Origin of the sequence: Mucilaginibacter sp. 22184 (assembly GCF_052045695.1) — a bacterium.
GTDB lineage: Bacteria > Bacteroidota > Bacteroidia > Sphingobacteriales > Sphingobacteriaceae > Mucilaginibacter.
In genome coordinates, this window is record NZ_JBQEPI010000005.1 from 16,636 (window position 1) to 34,206 (window position 17,571).

The window sequence follows — 17,571 nt, forward strand, 5'->3', positions numbered from 1 at the left end:
CATATCTCCACCTAAACCGATAAAACATTCATAGGCGTGAGCAGATCCAACAGATCCTGCCGGGATAGGGATTTGAGGATGTTGGTATCCGTTTTAACCAGGTCATGCACAAGGCCTTTTTTGTTTTCCTGTATCTGCATGATCTTTTCTTCTACAGTACCAGGGCAGATCAGCCTGATGGCTACAACTCTTTTGTTTTGCCCTATGCGGTGAGCACGGTCAATCGCCTGATTTTCAACTGCCGGGTTCCACCAGGGGTCGATGAGGTAGATATAATCAGCTTCGGTAAGGTTGAGTCCTGTGCCACCGGCTTTTAGGCTGATGAGGAATACCCGGCAGTGATGATCCTGTTGAAATGATTGTACTACGGCTTCGCGGTTGCGGGTTTTGCCGGTGAGCTGCACAAAGGAGATCTTCCGCTTGAGCAGTTCTTCGCTAATCAGGTCGAGCATACCGGTGAATTGCGAAAACACCAGTATTTTATGCTCCGGCGATTTGCTTTCTATTTGCTCGATCAGCGTATCGATCTTGGCCGACTCTTTGCCCGGCAGCCGGTCGCCACTCATTAAAACCGGCGAATCGCAGATCTGGCGGAGCTTGGTAAGCCCTTTTAATACGTTCATCGGGGTTTTCTTCAGCTCCTCATTATCAATGGCCGAAATATATTCCCTGAATTCCTTTTCGTAAGCATCATAGATCCGTTTTTGTTCGGCACCCATTTCGCAATGTAGTACCATTTCTGTTTTCTCGGGCAGATCGCCGGCTACCTGCTCCTTGGTTCTTCTCAGGATAAAAGGCTTTATCTTTTTCTGTAATTCGGCAGCACGGATCGCGCTCTTGAACTGATCAATAGGTGTAGAATAGATATCCTTAAAGTATTGCTTACCGCCCAGTAAACCGGGGCAGGCAAAGGAAAGCTGGCCGTACAGGTCAAAGGTGTTATTTTCTATAGGTGTGCCGGTTACCACCAGTTTATTGCGCGATTTTAGCAGACGGGCTGCCTTATATCGTTGCGATGACGGATTCTTGATGTTCTGTGATTCGTCCAGAATAACATAGTTAAAATGGTAATCTTTCAGAAAACGAACATCAGAGAGCATATTGCCGTAGCTCGTGAGGATAATTTCGTATTGATCAAAATCATGTATCTCCTTTACCCGGTCGGCCCCATAAAGGGTATGCAAGCGAATGGAAGGGGCGAATTTTTGTATTTCCTGCTGCCAGTTAAAAATGAGTGATGTCGGCACGACAATCAGGTTGGTGTTTTGACTAATCTTTTTACGTTGCGACAGGATAAAAGCTATCACCTGGATTGATTTTCCCAGGCCCATATCGTCTGCCAGGCAGCCGCCAAAATTAAAATCGTCCAGGAAGTTGAGCCAGTTTAATCCCTGTTGTTGATAGGGGCGAAGGGTTCCTAATAAATCAGCGGGCACATCAACGGGGTTGATCGTTTCGAAGTTTGCAAATTTCTCGCGGTAAATCCTCAGGTCCTGTTTAACTTCTTCTGCCAGCACTTGTGCCTCATAGATCGTCTCTATAGATGAAAAATTGATTTTAGGCGTGTGTAGCATATCATCGTCCGCAACTTCGCCCGCGTTAAAATAGCTTTCAAATTTGGCAATCCATTCAGCAGGGAGGATGCCGAGTGTACCATCATCCAACTGTACAAATTTACTTTTGTTGCGGATAGCTTTATGCAAAGCTTTTAAGCTCGCTTTCTTTTGTCCAAACTTGGCTTCTATAATGGTATTAAACCAATTCATGCCACTCAGTACCTTAATATCAATACTGATCTTGTAAGGACTAAGCCGGTTACCTTCTATCTCATTAAAACCCAGTATAGTGATCTGCTGATTACGCCATTGTTCAAAAACATCCGGAAACCAATCTTCATTCAGGAAGTGTTTTTTATGCAGGTAAAAATAGTGCAGGTCGTCATCAGCTTGTTCCTCAAAATAAGGATGCTGCCTTATCAAACTGGCTATAAAGGCTTTTTCAGCGGGCTCATTGCGCTGTACCAGGAATTCTTTTCCGTTAGCATCAATGGCATAAATATTTTTTGGGGTACGGATTTGTATTTCGGCTTCACCATACCGCATAACCGGGATAAGCATAATATGGCTCCCAAAATCCGACAGGTAGATGATCTTTTCCGGATCCTGGTTAAAGCCCATCTGCTCCAGCTGCTTTGGCGTGGCGGTTTGAATGTGCTGGTATTTTACATCGATGGTATCCTCCAGTTTGCCCAGCCATTGGCTTTTGATCAAAGGGTATTTGGATTGGTGCACAAGCATATTGCCTGGCCTTTGCTTCAGGAAACTCATCACACTCAGAGCCTGCAGGTTATCGGCCAAGTACAGTGTATCGCCATTAAGCAAAAAATAGCTGAACATGATGCGCTGGTCTTTCAGTGTGCGGCGTTCGCCATCAATAGTGATATCAAGCGATAGTTCAAAAAAAGATCCGTCGGGTTTTACGCGGAGCTGCACACCCTGCGGAAGCGGTGCTACTTTTACGGGTATCAATGATGAGGCACTGATCTTTTCTCCTTTTTCTGCGTCCTGATAATAAAAAGGATAACCCATTGGGTTTTTAGCGATGGCTCTTAAAGCTGCCAGGTCTGTTTCGCTTTTTTTACCGGTAAGGTTATTCTGGAATTTGCTGATACCGGTGTAGAATTTCAGCTCCTCATGATCGGTAGTTTTCCAGACCAGGTCCATGGGTTCCAGGCGGTTCAGCGGGTTTTTTAATTTTCCCTCTTTGGTAAGTGCCGAAGCAAAAAGCTCTACATGCAGATACTTATAATATTTATGCTCCCGGATCACCACAAATGCGCTTTGTTCCTGATCATCAAGGGATGACGCTGGCGGCTGATCAGGGTTCGAAGGTAGCATGGTGCGCAGCGTGTTCAGGCTTTCTTTAGTCACTGGGAAAAGATCGGGAGAATGTGAAGTGATCACCAGCTTATTATAAATCAGCTCGATCCGGAAAAACTGATCGGGATCAGGCTCGTTTTCCAAGCCATAAGGTATGGCCGCGTTTTTTAATTTTTGATGGCGAATCCGTGTATTGAAAAACACAACAAATTCATCCTTTCGCAGGATGGTTTGCAATACCACTGCCTCATGCTCGCATAATTTTCCCAACTCGTTGGTACAGGTGCAGGTGACCAGCAATTGCTCGGGTTCCTGTGATACTGTAACGGTAGGGAAAGTGATGTTTTTAAGATTATTAAATGCTCCTTCGTTAACTGTCAGACTTAGCGGATTAAGATATTGCCCGGCATCTTCATCAGTATAGAAACCTGCAGAATTATATTGAGCGATATCCCTGCTGGTCATCGATTCCAGGTTGGTGCCCCTGAAAATAAAATGGTGATTGCTGTCCTGTGTTTCTGTATTGCTCAATGCTTTGCTCCGGTATAAATAACAAGAGCGAATTTAGGATAAAAAATAGATGTGCAGATGTGATCAGATGTGCAAATGTGCCGATATGCAAATGTGCAGATGAAAATAATTATACCTGATGATCTGATTTTGAGCATGTCTGTAAAATTATACATTCGTACATGATGTCATTCGCACATCAAAACTTAATCCCATTTTTTAAACTGTATTTTTCATTTTTTAAATACGGATCTGTCCATTGCAGGGCTATTTTGCTTCTTTGCCCCGTTTGGCAAATGAATATCAGTTTTTTGTCAAGAGGTATCATATCCGCAGATTCCTGTAGCTCGTACAGGGGGATATTTATCCCGCCAATATTATAATCATCGAATTCATAGGTCTCGCGTACATCAATAAGACAGATGTCGTCAGGTGATTCTGCCAGCCAGTTGTTTAAAGTTTCTATGCTGATATCATGATCTTTGGCTACTGTTTTATCAACAAGCGGAGGTGTTGAAACAACCTGCTTTTGCTTAGTTATTTGATAAACACTCATGCTATTATCCAGCGCATTCATGCCGAATAGTTTGCCGGATAAGGTTTCACCGATCCCACAAATGATCTTGATGGCTTCATTGGCCATGTAGGTACCGATGATACCCGGCAGTACACCGATAACGCCTGCATCGTCACAATTCGGTACTTCGTCGTTAGGAGGGGGCTCAGGGAACAGATCCCGGTAATTTGGCCCGCCTTGATAATTGAATACCGATACCTGTCCTTCAAACTTAAAAATGGAACCAAATACCAGGGGTTTGTTTAGGGCTACACAGATATCATTAACAAGGTAGCGTGTGGTAAAGTTGTCCGAACCATCGATGATGATGTGGTATTCCTTAATAAGTTTTTCTGCGTTATCAGCATTTAATCTTTCCTGATAAGCAATCAATTCTACGAAAGGGTTAAGCCATTCCAGCTTTTGTTTAGCCGTTTCGGCTTTGGGTTTTCCCACATCGGTAATAGTATATAAGATCTGCCGGTGCAAGTTGCTCATATCTATCACATCATCATCAACTATACCAATATGGCCAACACCGGCAGTCACCAGGTATTGTAAAACAGGGCAACCCAAGCCACCTGCGCCGATCATCAGCACGCTGGCAGCTTTTAATTTTTCCTGACCGATTAAACCCAATTCTGGCAGTATGATCTGGCGGTTATATAGTTTCAGTTCATCACGTTCCAACATCTTTTTATATTTTGAACCCTCTCTCTCGATAGCTATCGGGATGTAAAGGGCAGGGTAAGGCACTATGTTAAACAATTATCCCAATCCTTCCATACCGGTTCATATCCCTGCTGGCTGATCACCCGGGCAATCTCTGCGGGGCTCCGTTCATCCGATATTTCAAACTGCTCCAATGATTCTGGCTCAACGGCATAGCCTCCCGGATTGGTTTTTGAACCCGCACTGATGGAGGTGATACCTAGTTTGATGATATTGTTCCGAAAATGCGGCGATTCGCGTGTAGAAATTGATAGTTCTACCTCCTCGTTAAACAAGCGATAGGCACAGATCAGTTGAACCAATTCGCGATCATTCATTTCTACCTTAGGTTCTAATCCACCGCTAAATGGGCGTAATCTGGGGAACGATAAACTGTATTTGCTTTGCCAGTATCGTTTTTCCAGGTAATTCAGGTGCAGGGCGGTAAAAAAACAATCGGTACGCCAGTCTTCCAGACCTATCAATACGCCCAGGCCCATTTTATGGATACCAGCCTGACCGAGCCTGTCAGGTGTTTCGAGGCGGTACTTGAAATTGGATTTTTTGCCTTTGGGATGATGTTTTTTGTAATCTTCCCGGTGATAGGTTTCCTGATAAACCAGTACGGTGTTTAAGCCGTATGGCGTAAGTTGTTCATAATCTTCCAGATCCATGGGCTGTACCTCCATAGAGATATGCGCAAAGTGTGGACGGATAAGTTCCAGCGCCTTCTTAAAATAATCTACATGCACCGTAACATTGTCCTCGCCGGTCACCAAAAGCACATGTTCATATCCCATATCCTTGATCACTGCCACTTCCCGCATAATTTCCATGGGCGACAGCGTTTTTCGCCTTACTTTATTATCGTAACTAAAGCCACAATAGGTGCAAATATTGCTGCATTCGTTGGATAGATAAAGCGGTACATACATCTGGATCACCTTGCCAAAACGTTTAAGGGTTAATTGCTGGCTAAGTTGTGCCATTTGTTCCAGATAAGGAGCAGCCGCGGGTGAAACCAAAGCTTTGAAATCTTCCAGCGTACGTTTGGTAGCTGATAAAGCTTTTTCCACATCCGCGCCGGTTTTGGCGTAGATGCTGGTTTTTACCTCGTCCCAGTTATAGGTTTCAAAAATATCGTTAAAGCTATGCATCTAAAAAAGAGGTTAGTGGACTACTGGCGACAGCATGTGAAACAGGTGAGGCCAACTTAGCCTCAAAGGCCATCCGACCAGCCTCCACAGCAATTTTAAAGGCCGCGGCCATACGCACAGGATCACCCGAAACAGCTATGGCGGTGTTTACCAAGACCGCGTCGGCGCCAATCTCAAGTGCCCGGGCAGCATCAGATGGCGAACCAATCCCGGCATCAACAATTACGGGCACGTTGCTTTGTGCGATGATGATCTCTAAAAAATCAATGGTTTTTAATCCCTTGTTGCTGCCAATCGGCGAACCCAGAGGCATTACCGCTGCGGTACCCGCATCCTCCAGTCGTTTACATAAAACCGGGTCGGCATGGATATAGGGGAGTACTACAAAGCCCATTTTGGCCAGTTCTTCCGTGGCTTTAAGTGTTTCAATAGGATCGGGCATCAGGTATTTGGGATCAGGATGGATCTCCAGTTTTATCCAGTTGGTTTCCAGGGCCTCCCGTGCCAGTTGTGCCGCAAAAACGGCTTCTTTAGCATTGCGCACGCCAGATGTATTGGGCAGCAGGTTAATATGCGGGTATTTTAAGCGGATCAGCAGATCGTCTTGCTCATTGTTCCTCACATCAACCCGTTTCAGAGCTACGGTAACCAATTCTGATCCCGAAGCTACCAAAGCTTCCTCCATCAAGGCGGATGAACTGAATTTGCCCGTACCCGTGAACAGGCGGGAACTGAAAGTTTTATCGGCTATTTTTAACATCTTATACTTCTTTTAAAACGTTCATATGTAACTGTTGGTAGATGTATTGCGTGGTTTGTGCAGCATCGGCAGCGTGGGTGATCGCTCCGGAAATAGCCACGCCATGTACCCCGGTTTGTATGATCGCGGCAATATCATTAGGTTCAATCCCACCAATGGCGATGATGGGGATGTTCATCGCTGCCGATCTTACTTGAGCCAAAATATCCTGATAGCCCTCTAATCCCAAAATCGGACTCAGCTTTTCTTTTGTTTTGGTAAACTGGTAGGGGCCCAAACCAATATAGTCGGCGCCTTCGGCAACTCTTTGTTGAATATGCTCAAAAGTATTGGCTGTGCCACCGATGATCATCTCCTGGCCTACTATACGCCGTGCCTCTGCAATGGGCATATCCTGTAAACCCAGGTGCAGACCATAAGCGCCGGCTTTCAGTGCAACCTCCGGATGGTCATTCACAATCAGCTTTGCACTAAATTGTTCGCATAATGCTTGAGCTTCTTGTGCATATTCCAGGATGGTAGATTCGGGCTCATCCTTTACCCGCAGTTGGATCCATTTGCAGCCCGCGTTAAGGGCTTCTTTGATGGCCGAGAGATGCGTACGGATTGGTGTTTGTTGCGATATATAATGAAGCTTATCAATCATGTTTGTTTAATTAAAAGGTGTTCCTGTAATTTGTTGAAGTTGGTGATCGCATGCGCCGGATTGTTCCATATTGTACCCAAAACCGCCGCGCCGTCAAAACCCATATGTTTTACTTTATGCAGGTTTGCGTACCCTACACCGCCTAAGGCAATAACCTGTGTTGCAGTGTTTGGTGGCAGTTGAAAATTATCGGGCAGTTGGCTTTGATAATCCGGTTTGGATATACTATTAAATACAGGCCCGAAAAAAGTATAGTCAAATGGTGGTAATGAGCTCAACTCATTTATATTATGAATTGATGTGCTCAATACGTAACCTTCTTCTTTTTTAAGGATCAGTTTACCCGGTTCTGTATCTAACCTGTGTTTTTCGGTATAATGCAATTTCTTGATATCAAAATCCGAGGCGATGTGATGTTGCTGATGTAATGTTATCTGCGGATAAAAAGCATGATCTATCTGCTGTAACAGGTCAACCAGCTGTGTTTCGTCCCAAGCCGGTTTCCGCAAATGATAGCGCTTTAAACCAGCCTCAAAAAGTTGATTTATTATCGCAGCCTCGTTGATTACCTGCTGGGGATGTGAAATAACTATCAATTGCATATATCTTTATTCATTAAGAGCCTGTCAGTCTGAGCTTGTCGAAGACTCGCGTATAGGGGCCTACTCACCATGCTTCGACAGGCTCAGCATGACAACCTGGCTCTTGTACCAGATTTTATTACAGGTATATCTCGCTCCCTTTCTCTGCAAACTCCTTTGATTTTTGCTCCATCCCCTTTGCCAGTGCAGCAGCTTCGTCCACACCATTTTCTTTGGCGTATTCCCGTACATCCTGGGTGATTTTCATGGAGCAGAAGTTAGGGCCGCACATGGAACAGAAATGGGCTATCTTGGCACCGTCGGCAGGCAGGGTTTCATCATGAAATTCCCTGGCGGTATCCGGATCGAGCGAAAGGTTAAACTGATCCTCCCATCTAAACTCAAAACGGGCCTTACTCAAAGCATTATCACGATATTGCGCACCGGGGTGTCCTTTAGCCAGATCTGCCGCATGAGCGGCTATTTTATAGGTAATTACCCCATCTTTTACGTCTTTTTTATTGGGTAAGCCCAAATGCTCCTTCGGTGTAACATAACAAAGCATCGCTGTACCAAACCAACCGATCATGGCGGCGCCGATGGCCGAGGTAATATGGTCATAGCCAGGAGCAATATCGGTAGTAAGCGGACCTAATGTATAGAATGGCGCTTCACCGCAATGAGCCAGTTGTTTGTCCATGTTTTCCTTGATCATGTGCATGGGGATATGGCCCGGGCCTTCAATAATGGTTTGCACATCGTGTTTCCAGGCAATTTTGGTTAACTCGCCCAGTGTTTCCAGTTCGCCAAATTGTGCTGCATCATTCGCATCGGCAATACAGCCTGGTCGTAAACCATCACCTAAAGAGAAGGCCACATCATAAGCTTTCATGATCTCGCAGATCTCTTCAAAATGGGTGTACAGGAAGTTTTCTTTGTGATGGGCCAGGCACCATTTGGCCATAATAGAGCCACCACGCGATACAATACCGGTAATGCGTTTGGCGGTAAGCGGCACATAGCGCAATAGTACACCAGCATGGATAGTAAAATAATCCACTCCTTGCTCTGCCTGCTCAATCAGTGTGTCGCGGAATAGCTCCCAGGTTAGGTCCTCGGCTTTACCGTTTACTTTTTCCAAAGCCTGGTAAATGGGAACGGTACCAATAGGCACCGGCGAATTGCGGATGATCCATTCGCGGGTTTCATGAATGTTTTTCCCGGTTGATAAATCCATAATAGTATCAGCTCCCCAACGACAGGCCCATACCGCTTTTTCTACTTCTTCTTCAATACTGGAAGTAACCGCCGAGTTGCCGATATTGGCGTTGATCTTCACCAAAAAATTACGACCGATGATCATCGGCTCAATTTCGGGATGGTTAATATTGGAGGGGATCACCGCACGGCCTGCGGCAACTTCCGAGCGAACAAACTCTGGCGTTATGTACCCTTTTGGTGTATTTGCACCAAAACTATGACCGGGGTGCTGATGACTCATCACCTCGTATTGCCCATTCAATTGCTCTTTTAACAGGTCGATGCACTGATTTTCGCGAATCGCGATGTATTCCATTTCGGGGGTAATAATACCTTTTTTTGCGTAGTGCATCTGCGATACGTTCATACCCGGTTTAGCTCTTAAAGGCTTACTTACGTGCGCAAAACGTAACTCATCCAGGCTTTGATCGTTTAAACGCTGTTGCCCATATTGGGAGGAGATGCCATTGAGTTGTTCCACATCATTCCGGTTCGTGATCCATTGCTCACGTAGGCGGGGGAGCCCTTTTTTTACGTCGATAGTGGCGTTTATATCGGTATAGGGGCCGCTGGTATCATAAACGGTAACGGGGGCATTGGGTTCTGTTTCGCCAAAGCGACCATGCAGTTTAGTATCGCTTAAACTAATCTCGCGCATGGCTACTTGTATATCATGCAGCTGTCCCTGCACAAAAACTTTTCTGGAGGCCGGGAAAGGCTCGGTAGTTAATACCTGGCCGGTTGGAATTTTTTCTTGCTTCATACTTATACAATTATTGAATTATTGATTTAGTGAATTAGTGATTGGAGCTAATTATTGATTTATTGATTTTTTGAAGGGGGGATTCATTTGCACATCATAATTATTGAATTATTGAATTAGTGCGTTCTATGAAGGGAAACTCATTTGCACATCCGCATATTTGCACATCTAACATCACCCTCCCTGGGTTGCTTTGATGATGACGATTTGATCTTGGTGGCTGACCTGTTGATCTGCCCAGTTGGATCGCGGAATAATGACCTGATTAATGGCTACGGCAATGCCTTTTGGCTGGGCATCAAATACAATAGCCAGCATTTGCTGTACATTGCACACATCGGTAACCTGGTAAGTTTGTTGATTTACGGTGATTTCCATTCTGCATCTAAAATTTCGACTTTAGGAATGGCCCCGTTTACATGGAGGAAAGAAAAAATAACCACATAGGGTTATCGTCACTTTTCCCTTCGGCAGTACTAACTGCATCAGGTTCAAAGGGTATTATCTCAGTCCATTAAAGGACACCCCTAAAGTTGCGGTAAACTTATAAAAAAATAGATAATTCAAAGAATTTTCAACTTTTTTAAATTCTTTGAATCCTACTGACATAAGGCTGTCACTAACCATAGGTTTCTTTGTAATACAAAATCAAAACAAAAGAAACCATGGAAACAAATGCAATCCCACAAGTAGAAAATTCAACTGCCCAGTTCATTTCACCTGAAACTTTTTTAAATAATTGGCAAGGACACCGCGGCCTAACCAGAAAAGTCATTGAGGCTTTTCCGGAAGATAAATTATTTGGTTATTCGATAGGAGGGATGCGTTCATTTGGTGTAATGGCTGTTGAAATTATGGATCTGTCACAATATGGTGTTGAAGGTGTAGTGACTGGTACATGGAGATCGGCCGAAACGCTTGATCATGCCACAGAAAAAGTAGCGGTTGAAAGTAAAGCGTCCATCTTGCAACGCTGGGATCAGATCACCCAGGAATTGAACGAATACTGGCCACAAATTTCACCCGAGCGTTTTCAGGAAGTGGAAGTAGCTTTTGGTGCTTATGAAAATAAAAATATCAATACGATACAGTATGTTGTAGACAACGAGATCCATCACAGGGCTCAGGGATACGTTTTTTTGCGTAGTTTGGGTATCGAGCCACCTGCATTTTGGGACAGGTTTTAAGCCAGTCCTTCTAATCACAAGCAGCCTGGTTGAGGCTGCTTGTGATTATTTTAAAGTAAAACCTATTTCGTATTCACAGTTGAATTTTGGTTATGAGCATGAACCAGTACCCAGAGATTATCAAAATGATGATCCATATTCTTATACGGCTATATCTCTATATCCTGCCTATCCTTTAACGCGTCAGTCAATTTTTTGTTAATTTTGACGCTTTGGTAAAAATCAATAAAAAATTGTATTCAAAAGACGAGGCATCACAGATCAGACAGGCTTTTTGGACCGCATTTGGGCAATACATAGCGCCGCAACTTTCGGCCGATGGTTTAAGAATTAACTGGATCAACTACAAAACAGGCATCAAATACCTTAACTTTAAAATGCAAACCGGTAATCGTCAGGCCTACATTGCTATCGAAATTTCTCATCCCGACGCCGGGATGCAGGAACTGATGTTTGAGCAATTCAAAGAGCTAAAAACAGTATTTGATGCTAATGTTAATGAAGAGTGGGACTGGGAGCTGCATACGCGCGACGAAAACAATAAACTGGTAAGCCGCATCATCAAAACGTTACCATCAGCAAGCATCTTTAACCGTAACGACTGGCCAAATTTGATATCCTTTTTTAAACCCCGCATCATAGCGCTTGACGAATTCTGGAGCGTAGCCCAATATAGTTTTGAACTATTTAAGTAATACAAGATGTGCAAATATGCAAATAAGGCCGGATGTGCAAATGAAGGTAATGATTAATGATTTGATTTCTTGATCTGGTGCATTTACATATTCAATCTCATCTGGACATTCGCACATCTGCACATCTTCTACATATCGTCTCAATTAATCGTCAATTTAACGCTTTTTGTAGTGGTATATCTGTTTTAAGCCGGAAAATGCAAATATTTACGGCTCTATAAATCCATATTGTATAAACCATTTATAAAAACATGAAAAGGTTCCCATTAGTTGCTTGCCTTATGTTAGCAGGCTTTTTGGCCAGGGCACAGGCTACCAAAGCGCCTGCTTATCCGCTCATTACACACAATCCTTATTTCAGTATTTGGTCGTTCACCGATAACCTGAATGAATCTACCACCCATCACTGGACCGGTAAAGATCAATCGCTGCTGGGCCTGATCAAGGTTGACGGTGCTGTTTACCGTTTTATGGGTAAGGAACCCGTGGAGTACAAAACTGTACTGGCTGCGGCCGACGAAAAGCCCTATACCTGTAAGTATACGGAGGCAGAACCTTCCAAAGACTGGGCGTCTGCCAAATTTGAGGATAGCGGTTGGAAAACAGGCACGGCACCTTTCAGTAATGATAAACAGGCTGCCAAAACTTTATGGACAGGCCGGGAAATCTGGGTACGCCGTACTTTTACCCTGAATGATCTTAACTTTAATAAGCTTTGGTTAAGACTGCACCATGATGATGAAGCAGAGGTTTATATCAATGGAAAAAAAGTAAGCGAACAAGGTGGTGCCAATGGCGATCTGCAATATTTTGCATTGAACGATGCCGCCATAAGTTCCTTGAAAAAAGGTGAAAATGTGCTGGCATTACATTGTACCAACACAGGCGGTGGCGCCTGGCTTGATGCCGGTTTGGCCGATGAGTTAAAACCAACGGGTCATGCCGCTCTTGAACTGGCCAAACAAACCAGCGTAACCTTAAATGCCACCCAAACCATTTATAATTTTAAATGCGGTAAGGCCGATCTGCAGGTTACATTTACTTCACCTTTATTGATGAGTGACCTGAACCTGTTGTCGCGCCCGGTATCTTATATCAGCTATAAAGTAAAATCAAATGATGGTGCCGCACATGATATAAAAGTTTATTTCGGTGCATCGGCAGATATCGCGCGTAACACACCACAGCAACCGGTAACTACGCAACAGTACACATCGGGCACGTTATCTGTTTTAAAAGCGGGTACTGTAGAACAACCGGTATTGCAAAAGAAAGGTGATGACCTGCGTATCGACTGGGGGTATATGTATGTAGCTGCACCAAAATCTGCCAACGTACAGCAATACGTAAGCACCGGTAAGCAAGCTGTCGATTCATTTTTTAGTGGAGGCAGTAAATCAACGGTAAAGGAGGGAACCAACCTGGTTTTAAATACCGTGATCCCTTTTGGTAAGGTGGGCAAAGCAGCGGTAGCTAAATTTGTAGAATTGGGCTATGATGATATCACTCCCGTACAATATTTTCATACCAATTTAAAGCCATGGTGGCAAAACGCGCAAACCAAAACCATAGAGCAGGTATTAGCCAAAGCTGCCGCGGAGTATCCGGCAGTGCTGCAAAAATGTACCGCGTTTAATACTTCTATGTATAAAGATGCCCAAAATGCGGGTGGCACACCTTATGCTAAATTATGTGTGTTGGCTTACAGGCAAAGTATTGCTGCTCACATCCTGGTGAAAAGTCCGCAGGGTGAGATCTTATTCCTGTCGAAAGAGAATTTTAGTAATGGCTCTATCAATACGGTCGACGTAACATACCCATCGGCACCTTTATTCCTGCTTTACAATCCTAAGTTGATGGAAGGTATGCTGAATGGTATCTTCTACTTTAGTGAGACGGGTAAATTCGCGCATGATTTCGCTGCGCATGACCTGGGTACTTATCCATTAGCCAACGGACAAACCTATGGTGAGGGCATGCCGGTTGAAGAATCGGGTAATATGCTGGCTTTAACTGCGGCTATAGTACGTGCCAACGGCAACAACCCGGCCTATGCCAAAAAACACTGGAAAACTTTAACCACCTGGACAAATTACTTAGCTAAAGAAGGCCTGGATCCTGCCAACCAGCTTTGTACCGATGATTTTGCGGGTCACCTGGCGCGTAATGCCAATCTATCGGCTAAGGCTATTGTGGGTGTGGGCTGTTATGCTCACCTGGCTGGCCTGCTTGGTCAAAAAGATGTGGCTGCAAAATACAATGCCATGGCTAAGGATATGGTTTCCAAATGGATGAAAATGGCCGATGCCGGAGATCATTATTCGCTGGTGTTTGACAAAAAAGATACCTGGAGCCAGAAGTATAATATCATTTGGGATAAGATACTGGGCTTAAACCTGTTCCCGCAATCGGTTTATGACCGCGAAATAAAGTTTTATCTGACCAAACAAAACCAATATGGTATACCGCTGGATAGCCGTAAAACCTATACCAAAAGTGATTGGATCATCTGGACAGCTACTTTAGCCAAAAACAGGGCCGATTTTGAGGCATTGGTTAACCCGGTTTATAAATACGCTATGGAAACCCCAACTCGTGTGCCACTAAGCGACTGGCACGAAACTACCAACGGGAAACAGGTAGGTTTCCAGGCGCGTAGTGTGGTGGGTGGATATTATATCAAGCTTTTACAACAAAAGTGGAACGGTAAATAACCCCACCCAAACCCTCCCCGAAAGGGAGGGCTTTAAATAAAAAAGCATGTCATTGCAAGCGCAGCGTGGCAATCTCTTCGCGTTTATTCATACCTGCGAGGAGATTGCTTCGTCGTTCCTTACAGCAATGACATGTTTTTTTTATACCTCCCTACATTCCCGCCGGTACAGCCCACGTATCAGCATTAAACACAGGGTTAATCTCAAAACTATCATATTGTATAACCAATTTCTTTATACCCGAGGTTACTACTTCATGAAAGGGTATCATAATTCCCTGTACCGGGCGCAGATCTGATAATGCGGATACCGATGTCCGACCGAATGTTTTATTGGCCTCGGCTACCAGTTGGTTTTGGTTGTTGATGGCAAAAATATAATCATTACCATCCAGTTTGCACTGAACCGAATAAGTATTGTTTTTGAGTTTTTGCATATGCAGCACCTGCATCTGGTTGATGGCTGGTTTGCGCAGCCCAAGTAAACCCGAGTAAAATGTGCTTTTCATTTCGGCTATCCGGGCAGGGGGCATATCTGCTTTTTTGCCGTTGAGCCATTGCCAGCCAATGCCATTTTCTTCCTGCTCGGTCGAAATAACCTTTTCGTTTTCCCAAAGCTCTATCCGTATTTTATTATCCTGAATATCAACATAAGATACTGCTTTTACACCCATAATAGTAGCCGTATAGCGCAGTGTTTTGATCGTGTCAAGTTTCCTGCCGCCATGCGCGTTGTTGGCATCTAAAAGCAGCGCTTTGGCGTCATGATGATGAATTAGGTCTTGAGTTGTTGTTTCTGTTTTGCCGGTTTGCTTCATGTGATGATTAGTTTTGACAAATCCTCCATTAAAATATTATCCTTCCCGAGTCGCCGCTATAATTGTTTTATATAACCTGGCTTGTAAAAGATGCATTTTATATTTTTATTGGCTACATCCCTTACTTAAATTATCAAAATTTCTTACTCTCTCAAAAATTAAACCAGTATTGCCAGATGCACGCATAATTTTAAGCATCTTAATTGAGCTATATATCCAGCAGTGGTTTTGCAAATACCAAAATTTGTATACTTTTATTGTTCAATGGAAACCAAAAACAATAAAAAAACCATCAGGGCCTGGGCCTTTTTTGATTGGGCCAACTCCGCATACAACCTGGTTATCACCTCTACCATTTTTCCGGCTTATTATGTAGCTATTACCACTACTAAAACCAATGGGGGTAAGGTGCAGTTTTTCGGCAAAACCTTTATAAATACAGCCTTGTCTGATTATGCCTTGTCGGTCGCTTATCTCATCATTGTTTTCCTGTTGCCCATACTATCCTCCATTGCCGATTATAAGGGAAATAAAAAGGTATTCATGCAGTTTTTTACAGCCATTGGAGCCTTGGCATGCTGCGTACTCTATTTTTTCGACGCGAATCATATTGAACTGGGGATCATCGCCTTCGCGCTGGCTGCTATAGGCTACAGCGGTGGTTTTGTATTTTATAACTCTTACCTGCCCGAAATTGCTACTGTAGATATGCAGGACAAGGTGAGCGCTAAAGGTTTTACTTATGGCTATATCGGCAGCGTGCTGCTGCAGCTTATTTGTTTTGTGTTTGTGCTGAAGCCCGAGCTGTTTGGCATTGTGGATAAAACATTCCCTGCCCGTTTATCATTTTTGCTGGTAGGTATCTGGTGGATAAGCTTCGCCCTGATCCCTTTCATTGTACTGCCTAAAGGAAGTCCTAATGCTGTAAGTCATGACCATAACATCATTAAAGGAGGCTTTATAGAGTTGGGCAAAGTTTGGAAAAAAGTAAAAACCATGCCTTTGCTTAAAAGGTATCTCCCGGCGTTTTTCTTTTACTCCATGGGCGTACAAACCATTATGCTGGTAGCCACAGGTTTTGCAGCCAAGGAACTGCACATGCCTACATCGGCGCTCATTACCACCATTTTAATTATTCAACTGGTGGCTATTGGTGGGGCAACACTTATGTCGCGCTTATCGGGCAAATATGGCAACGTACGAGTGCTCATTGCCGTAGTGATCATCTGGATAGGGGTGTGTGCTGCCGCTTATTTAACTAAAACGGCCACAGAGTTTTATGTAGTAGCCGCAGTAGTAGGCCTGGTGATGGGCGGCATCCAGTCCATGTCGCGCTCAACCTATTCTAAATATTTACCCGAAAACATTACGGACACTGCATCGTTCTTCAGTTTTTATGACGTTACCGAAAAGCTGGCGATAGTGGGCGGAGTATTCAGCTTTGGTTTTTTTGAAGAGCTTACCGGCAGTCCGCGCAATTCGGTACTGGTATTGGCCATCTTTTTTATAATAGGTTTAATATTATTGTTTTCTTTGCTGGCAGCAGAAAATAAGCTAAAGAAAAATACGGAGCTAAGCGCCGTGTAATTGTGTAAGAGATGAAGATTGAGTTATTTGTACCCTGTTTTATTGATCAGCTGTTTCCTGATACCGCTTTTAATACCGTAAAAGTATTGGAAAAGGCTGGCTGTAAAGTGAGCTTTAATCCAAACCAAACCTGCTGCGGACAACCTGCTTTTAACGCCGGTTTCTGGGACGAGGCCAAAGCCGTGGGTAGCAAATTCCTGAGTGATTTCTCCGACGATAGCGTCATCGTAACGCCGTCCGCTTCCTGCACCGGCATGGTGAAAAATTACTATAATGATCTGTTCACCAATACCGCTGTACACAATAAATGCAGGGCTGTACAGGGCAATATCTATGAGTTATCGGATTTTCTGGTGAACATCCTCCAGTTTGATTATTTTGGCGCCGAGCTTGACGGCAAAGCTGTTTATCACGACAGCTGTGCAGGCTTGCGTGAATGCAAGATCAAGGACGAGCCCCGCCAGCTGCTCTCCAAAGTATTGGGCCTGGAACTGCTCGACCTGAAAGATAACGAAACCTGCTGCGGTTTTGGAGGCACCTTTGCCGTTAAGTTTGATGGCATCTCCACCGCCATGGCCCAACAGAAGGTGGATAACGCGCTGGCCGCAGGAGCAGAATACATTATCTCCACCGATGCCTCCTGTTTGCTACATCTGCAAAGCTATATCGATAAAAACAGTATCCCGATACAAACCATGCACCTGGCCGATGTACTGGCATTGGGCTGGGGGAATGTGTAGGTTTTGAT

General features: G+C 44.2%; 14 protein-coding genes and 1 riboswitch. Of the genes, 5 read left to right on the plus strand and 9 right to left on the minus strand.

Features of this window, described 5'->3' with window-relative positions:
- Positions 1-11: 11 nt before the first annotated feature.
- From ACTJKG_RS12080 to thiS, 8 genes are all read right to left on the minus strand, one after another.
- Positions 12-3,410, minus strand: coding sequence for a DEAD/DEAH box helicase (locus tag ACTJKG_RS12080; protein WP_440739345.1), 3,399 nt, complete (start codon positions 3,408-3,410; stop codon positions 12-14).
- Between the two features lie 178 nt (positions 3,411-3,588).
- The gene (gene moeB, locus ACTJKG_RS12085) at positions 3,589-4,638 is read right to left on the minus strand and encodes a molybdopterin-synthase adenylyltransferase MoeB (protein ID WP_440739346.1); all 1,050 of its coding nucleotides are present in this window, start codon (positions 4,636-4,638) and stop codon (positions 3,589-3,591) included.
- Between the two features lie 62 nt (positions 4,639-4,700).
- The gene (thiH, locus tag ACTJKG_RS12090; protein WP_440739347.1) at positions 4,701-5,813 is read right to left on the minus strand and encodes a 2-iminoacetate synthase ThiH; all 1,113 of its coding nucleotides are present in this window, start codon (positions 5,811-5,813) and stop codon (positions 4,701-4,703) included.
- Positions 5,806-6,573, minus strand: coding sequence for a thiazole synthase (locus tag ACTJKG_RS12095; protein WP_440739348.1), 768 nt, complete (start codon positions 6,571-6,573; stop codon positions 5,806-5,808). Before ACTJKG_RS12095 ends, thiH begins: the two co-directional genes overlap by 8 nt.
- A 1-nt stretch (position 6,574) precedes the next feature.
- The gene (locus tag ACTJKG_RS12100) at positions 6,575-7,219 is read right to left on the minus strand and encodes a thiamine phosphate synthase (RefSeq protein ID WP_440739349.1); all 645 of its coding nucleotides are present in this window, start codon (positions 7,217-7,219) and stop codon (positions 6,575-6,577) included.
- Positions 7,216-7,821, minus strand: coding sequence for a thiamine phosphate synthase (locus ACTJKG_RS12105; RefSeq protein WP_440739350.1), 606 nt, complete (start codon positions 7,819-7,821; stop codon positions 7,216-7,218). The genes ACTJKG_RS12100 and ACTJKG_RS12105 overlap by 4 nt, the downstream gene beginning before the upstream one ends.
- 118 nt (positions 7,822-7,939) lie before the next feature.
- Positions 7,940-9,823, minus strand: coding sequence for a phosphomethylpyrimidine synthase ThiC (thiC, locus tag ACTJKG_RS12110; protein WP_440739351.1), 1,884 nt, complete (start codon positions 9,821-9,823; stop codon positions 7,940-7,942).
- Positions 9,824-9,997: 174 nt separating this feature from the next.
- Positions 9,998-10,201: a sulfur carrier protein ThiS gene (thiS, locus tag ACTJKG_RS12115; protein ID WP_172333338.1), complete on the minus strand. Its 204-nt coding sequence runs from the start codon at positions 10,199-10,201 to the stop codon at positions 9,998-10,000.
- A 67-nt stretch (positions 10,202-10,268) separates the two neighbouring features.
- Positions 10,269-10,362, minus strand: a riboswitch (TPP riboswitch).
- Positions 10,363-10,488: 126 nt separating this feature from the next.
- Between thiS and ACTJKG_RS12120 the strand changes: the two genes are divergently transcribed.
- From ACTJKG_RS12120 to ACTJKG_RS12130, 3 genes are all read left to right on the plus strand, one after another.
- A complete protein-coding gene (locus ACTJKG_RS12120) occupies positions 10,489-11,010 on the plus strand; it encodes a DinB family protein (protein ID WP_172333339.1) in 522 nt (173 codons plus the stop codon).
- A gap of 212 nt (positions 11,011-11,222) precedes the next feature.
- Positions 11,223-11,705 carry a DUF4268 domain-containing protein gene (locus ACTJKG_RS12125; RefSeq protein ID WP_253952142.1) on the plus strand — a complete coding sequence of 161 codons (483 nt, stop codon included), beginning with the start codon at positions 11,223-11,225 and terminating at the stop codon, positions 11,703-11,705.
- 251 nt (positions 11,706-11,956) lie between these two features.
- On the plus strand, positions 11,957-14,419 hold the full coding sequence (locus ACTJKG_RS12130; RefSeq protein ID WP_440739352.1) for a glutaminase domain-containing protein: 2,463 nt from the start codon (positions 11,957-11,959) through the stop codon (positions 14,417-14,419).
- A 151-nt stretch (positions 14,420-14,570) separates the two neighbouring features.
- Here the strand turns inward: ACTJKG_RS12130 and ACTJKG_RS12135 are convergent, their stop codons facing one another.
- On the minus strand, positions 14,571-15,236 hold the full coding sequence (locus ACTJKG_RS12135) for a hypothetical protein (RefSeq protein WP_440739353.1): 666 nt from the start codon (positions 15,234-15,236) through the stop codon (positions 14,571-14,573).
- Positions 15,237-15,500: 264 nt separating this feature from the next.
- Here ACTJKG_RS12135 and ACTJKG_RS12140 point away from each other — a divergent pair, with 264 nt between their 5' ends.
- Together ACTJKG_RS12140 and ACTJKG_RS12145 are read left to right on the plus strand one after the other, a co-directional pair.
- Positions 15,501-16,823, plus strand: a complete 1,323-nt coding sequence (locus ACTJKG_RS12140) for an MFS transporter (protein WP_440739354.1) — start codon at positions 15,501-15,503, stop codon at positions 16,821-16,823.
- A gap of 11 nt (positions 16,824-16,834) precedes the next feature.
- Positions 16,835-17,563, plus strand: coding sequence for a (Fe-S)-binding protein (locus tag ACTJKG_RS12145; protein ID WP_440739355.1), 729 nt, complete (start codon positions 16,835-16,837; stop codon positions 17,561-17,563).
- Positions 17,564-17,571 lie beyond the last annotated feature (8 nt).

What these genes read in the sequence shown, in the direction of transcription:
- ACTJKG_RS12105 (WP_440739350.1), bottom strand. Translation starts at nt 7,821, where the DNA reads ATGCAATTGATAGTTATTTCACATCCCCAGCAGGTAATCAACGAGGCT.
- thiC (WP_440739351.1), bottom strand. Translation starts at nt 9,823, where the DNA reads ATGAAGCAAGAAAAAATTCCAACCGGCCAGGTATTAACTACCGAGCCT.
- ACTJKG_RS12130 (WP_440739352.1), top strand. Translation starts at nt 11,957, where the DNA reads ATGAAAAGGTTCCCATTAGTTGCTTGCCTTATGTTAGCAGGCTTTTTG.
- ACTJKG_RS12095 (WP_440739348.1), bottom strand. Translation starts at nt 6,573, where the DNA reads ATGTTAAAAATAGCCGATAAAACTTTCAGTTCCCGCCTGTTCACGGGT.
- ACTJKG_RS12140 (WP_440739354.1), top strand. Translation starts at nt 15,501, where the DNA reads ATGGAAACCAAAAACAATAAAAAAACCATCAGGGCCTGGGCCTTTTTT.
- moeB (WP_440739346.1), bottom strand. Translation starts at nt 4,638, where the DNA reads ATGTTGGAACGTGATGAACTGAAACTATATAACCGCCAGATCATACTG.
- ACTJKG_RS12120 (WP_172333339.1), top strand. Translation starts at nt 10,489, where the DNA reads ATGGAAACAAATGCAATCCCACAAGTAGAAAATTCAACTGCCCAGTTC.
- thiH (WP_440739347.1), bottom strand. Translation starts at nt 5,813, where the DNA reads ATGCATAGCTTTAACGATATTTTTGAAACCTATAACTGGGACGAGGTA.
- thiS (WP_172333338.1), bottom strand. Translation starts at nt 10,201, where the DNA reads ATGGAAATCACCGTAAATCAACAAACTTACCAGGTTACCGATGTGTGC.
- ACTJKG_RS12135 (WP_440739353.1), bottom strand. Translation starts at nt 15,236, where the DNA reads ATGAAGCAAACCGGCAAAACAGAAACAACAACTCAAGACCTAATTCAT.
- ACTJKG_RS12145 (WP_440739355.1), top strand. Translation starts at nt 16,835, where the DNA reads ATGAAGATTGAGTTATTTGTACCCTGTTTTATTGATCAGCTGTTTCCT.
- ACTJKG_RS12100 (WP_440739349.1), bottom strand. Translation starts at nt 7,219, where the DNA reads ATGATTGATAAGCTTCATTATATATCGCAACAAACACCAATCCGTACG.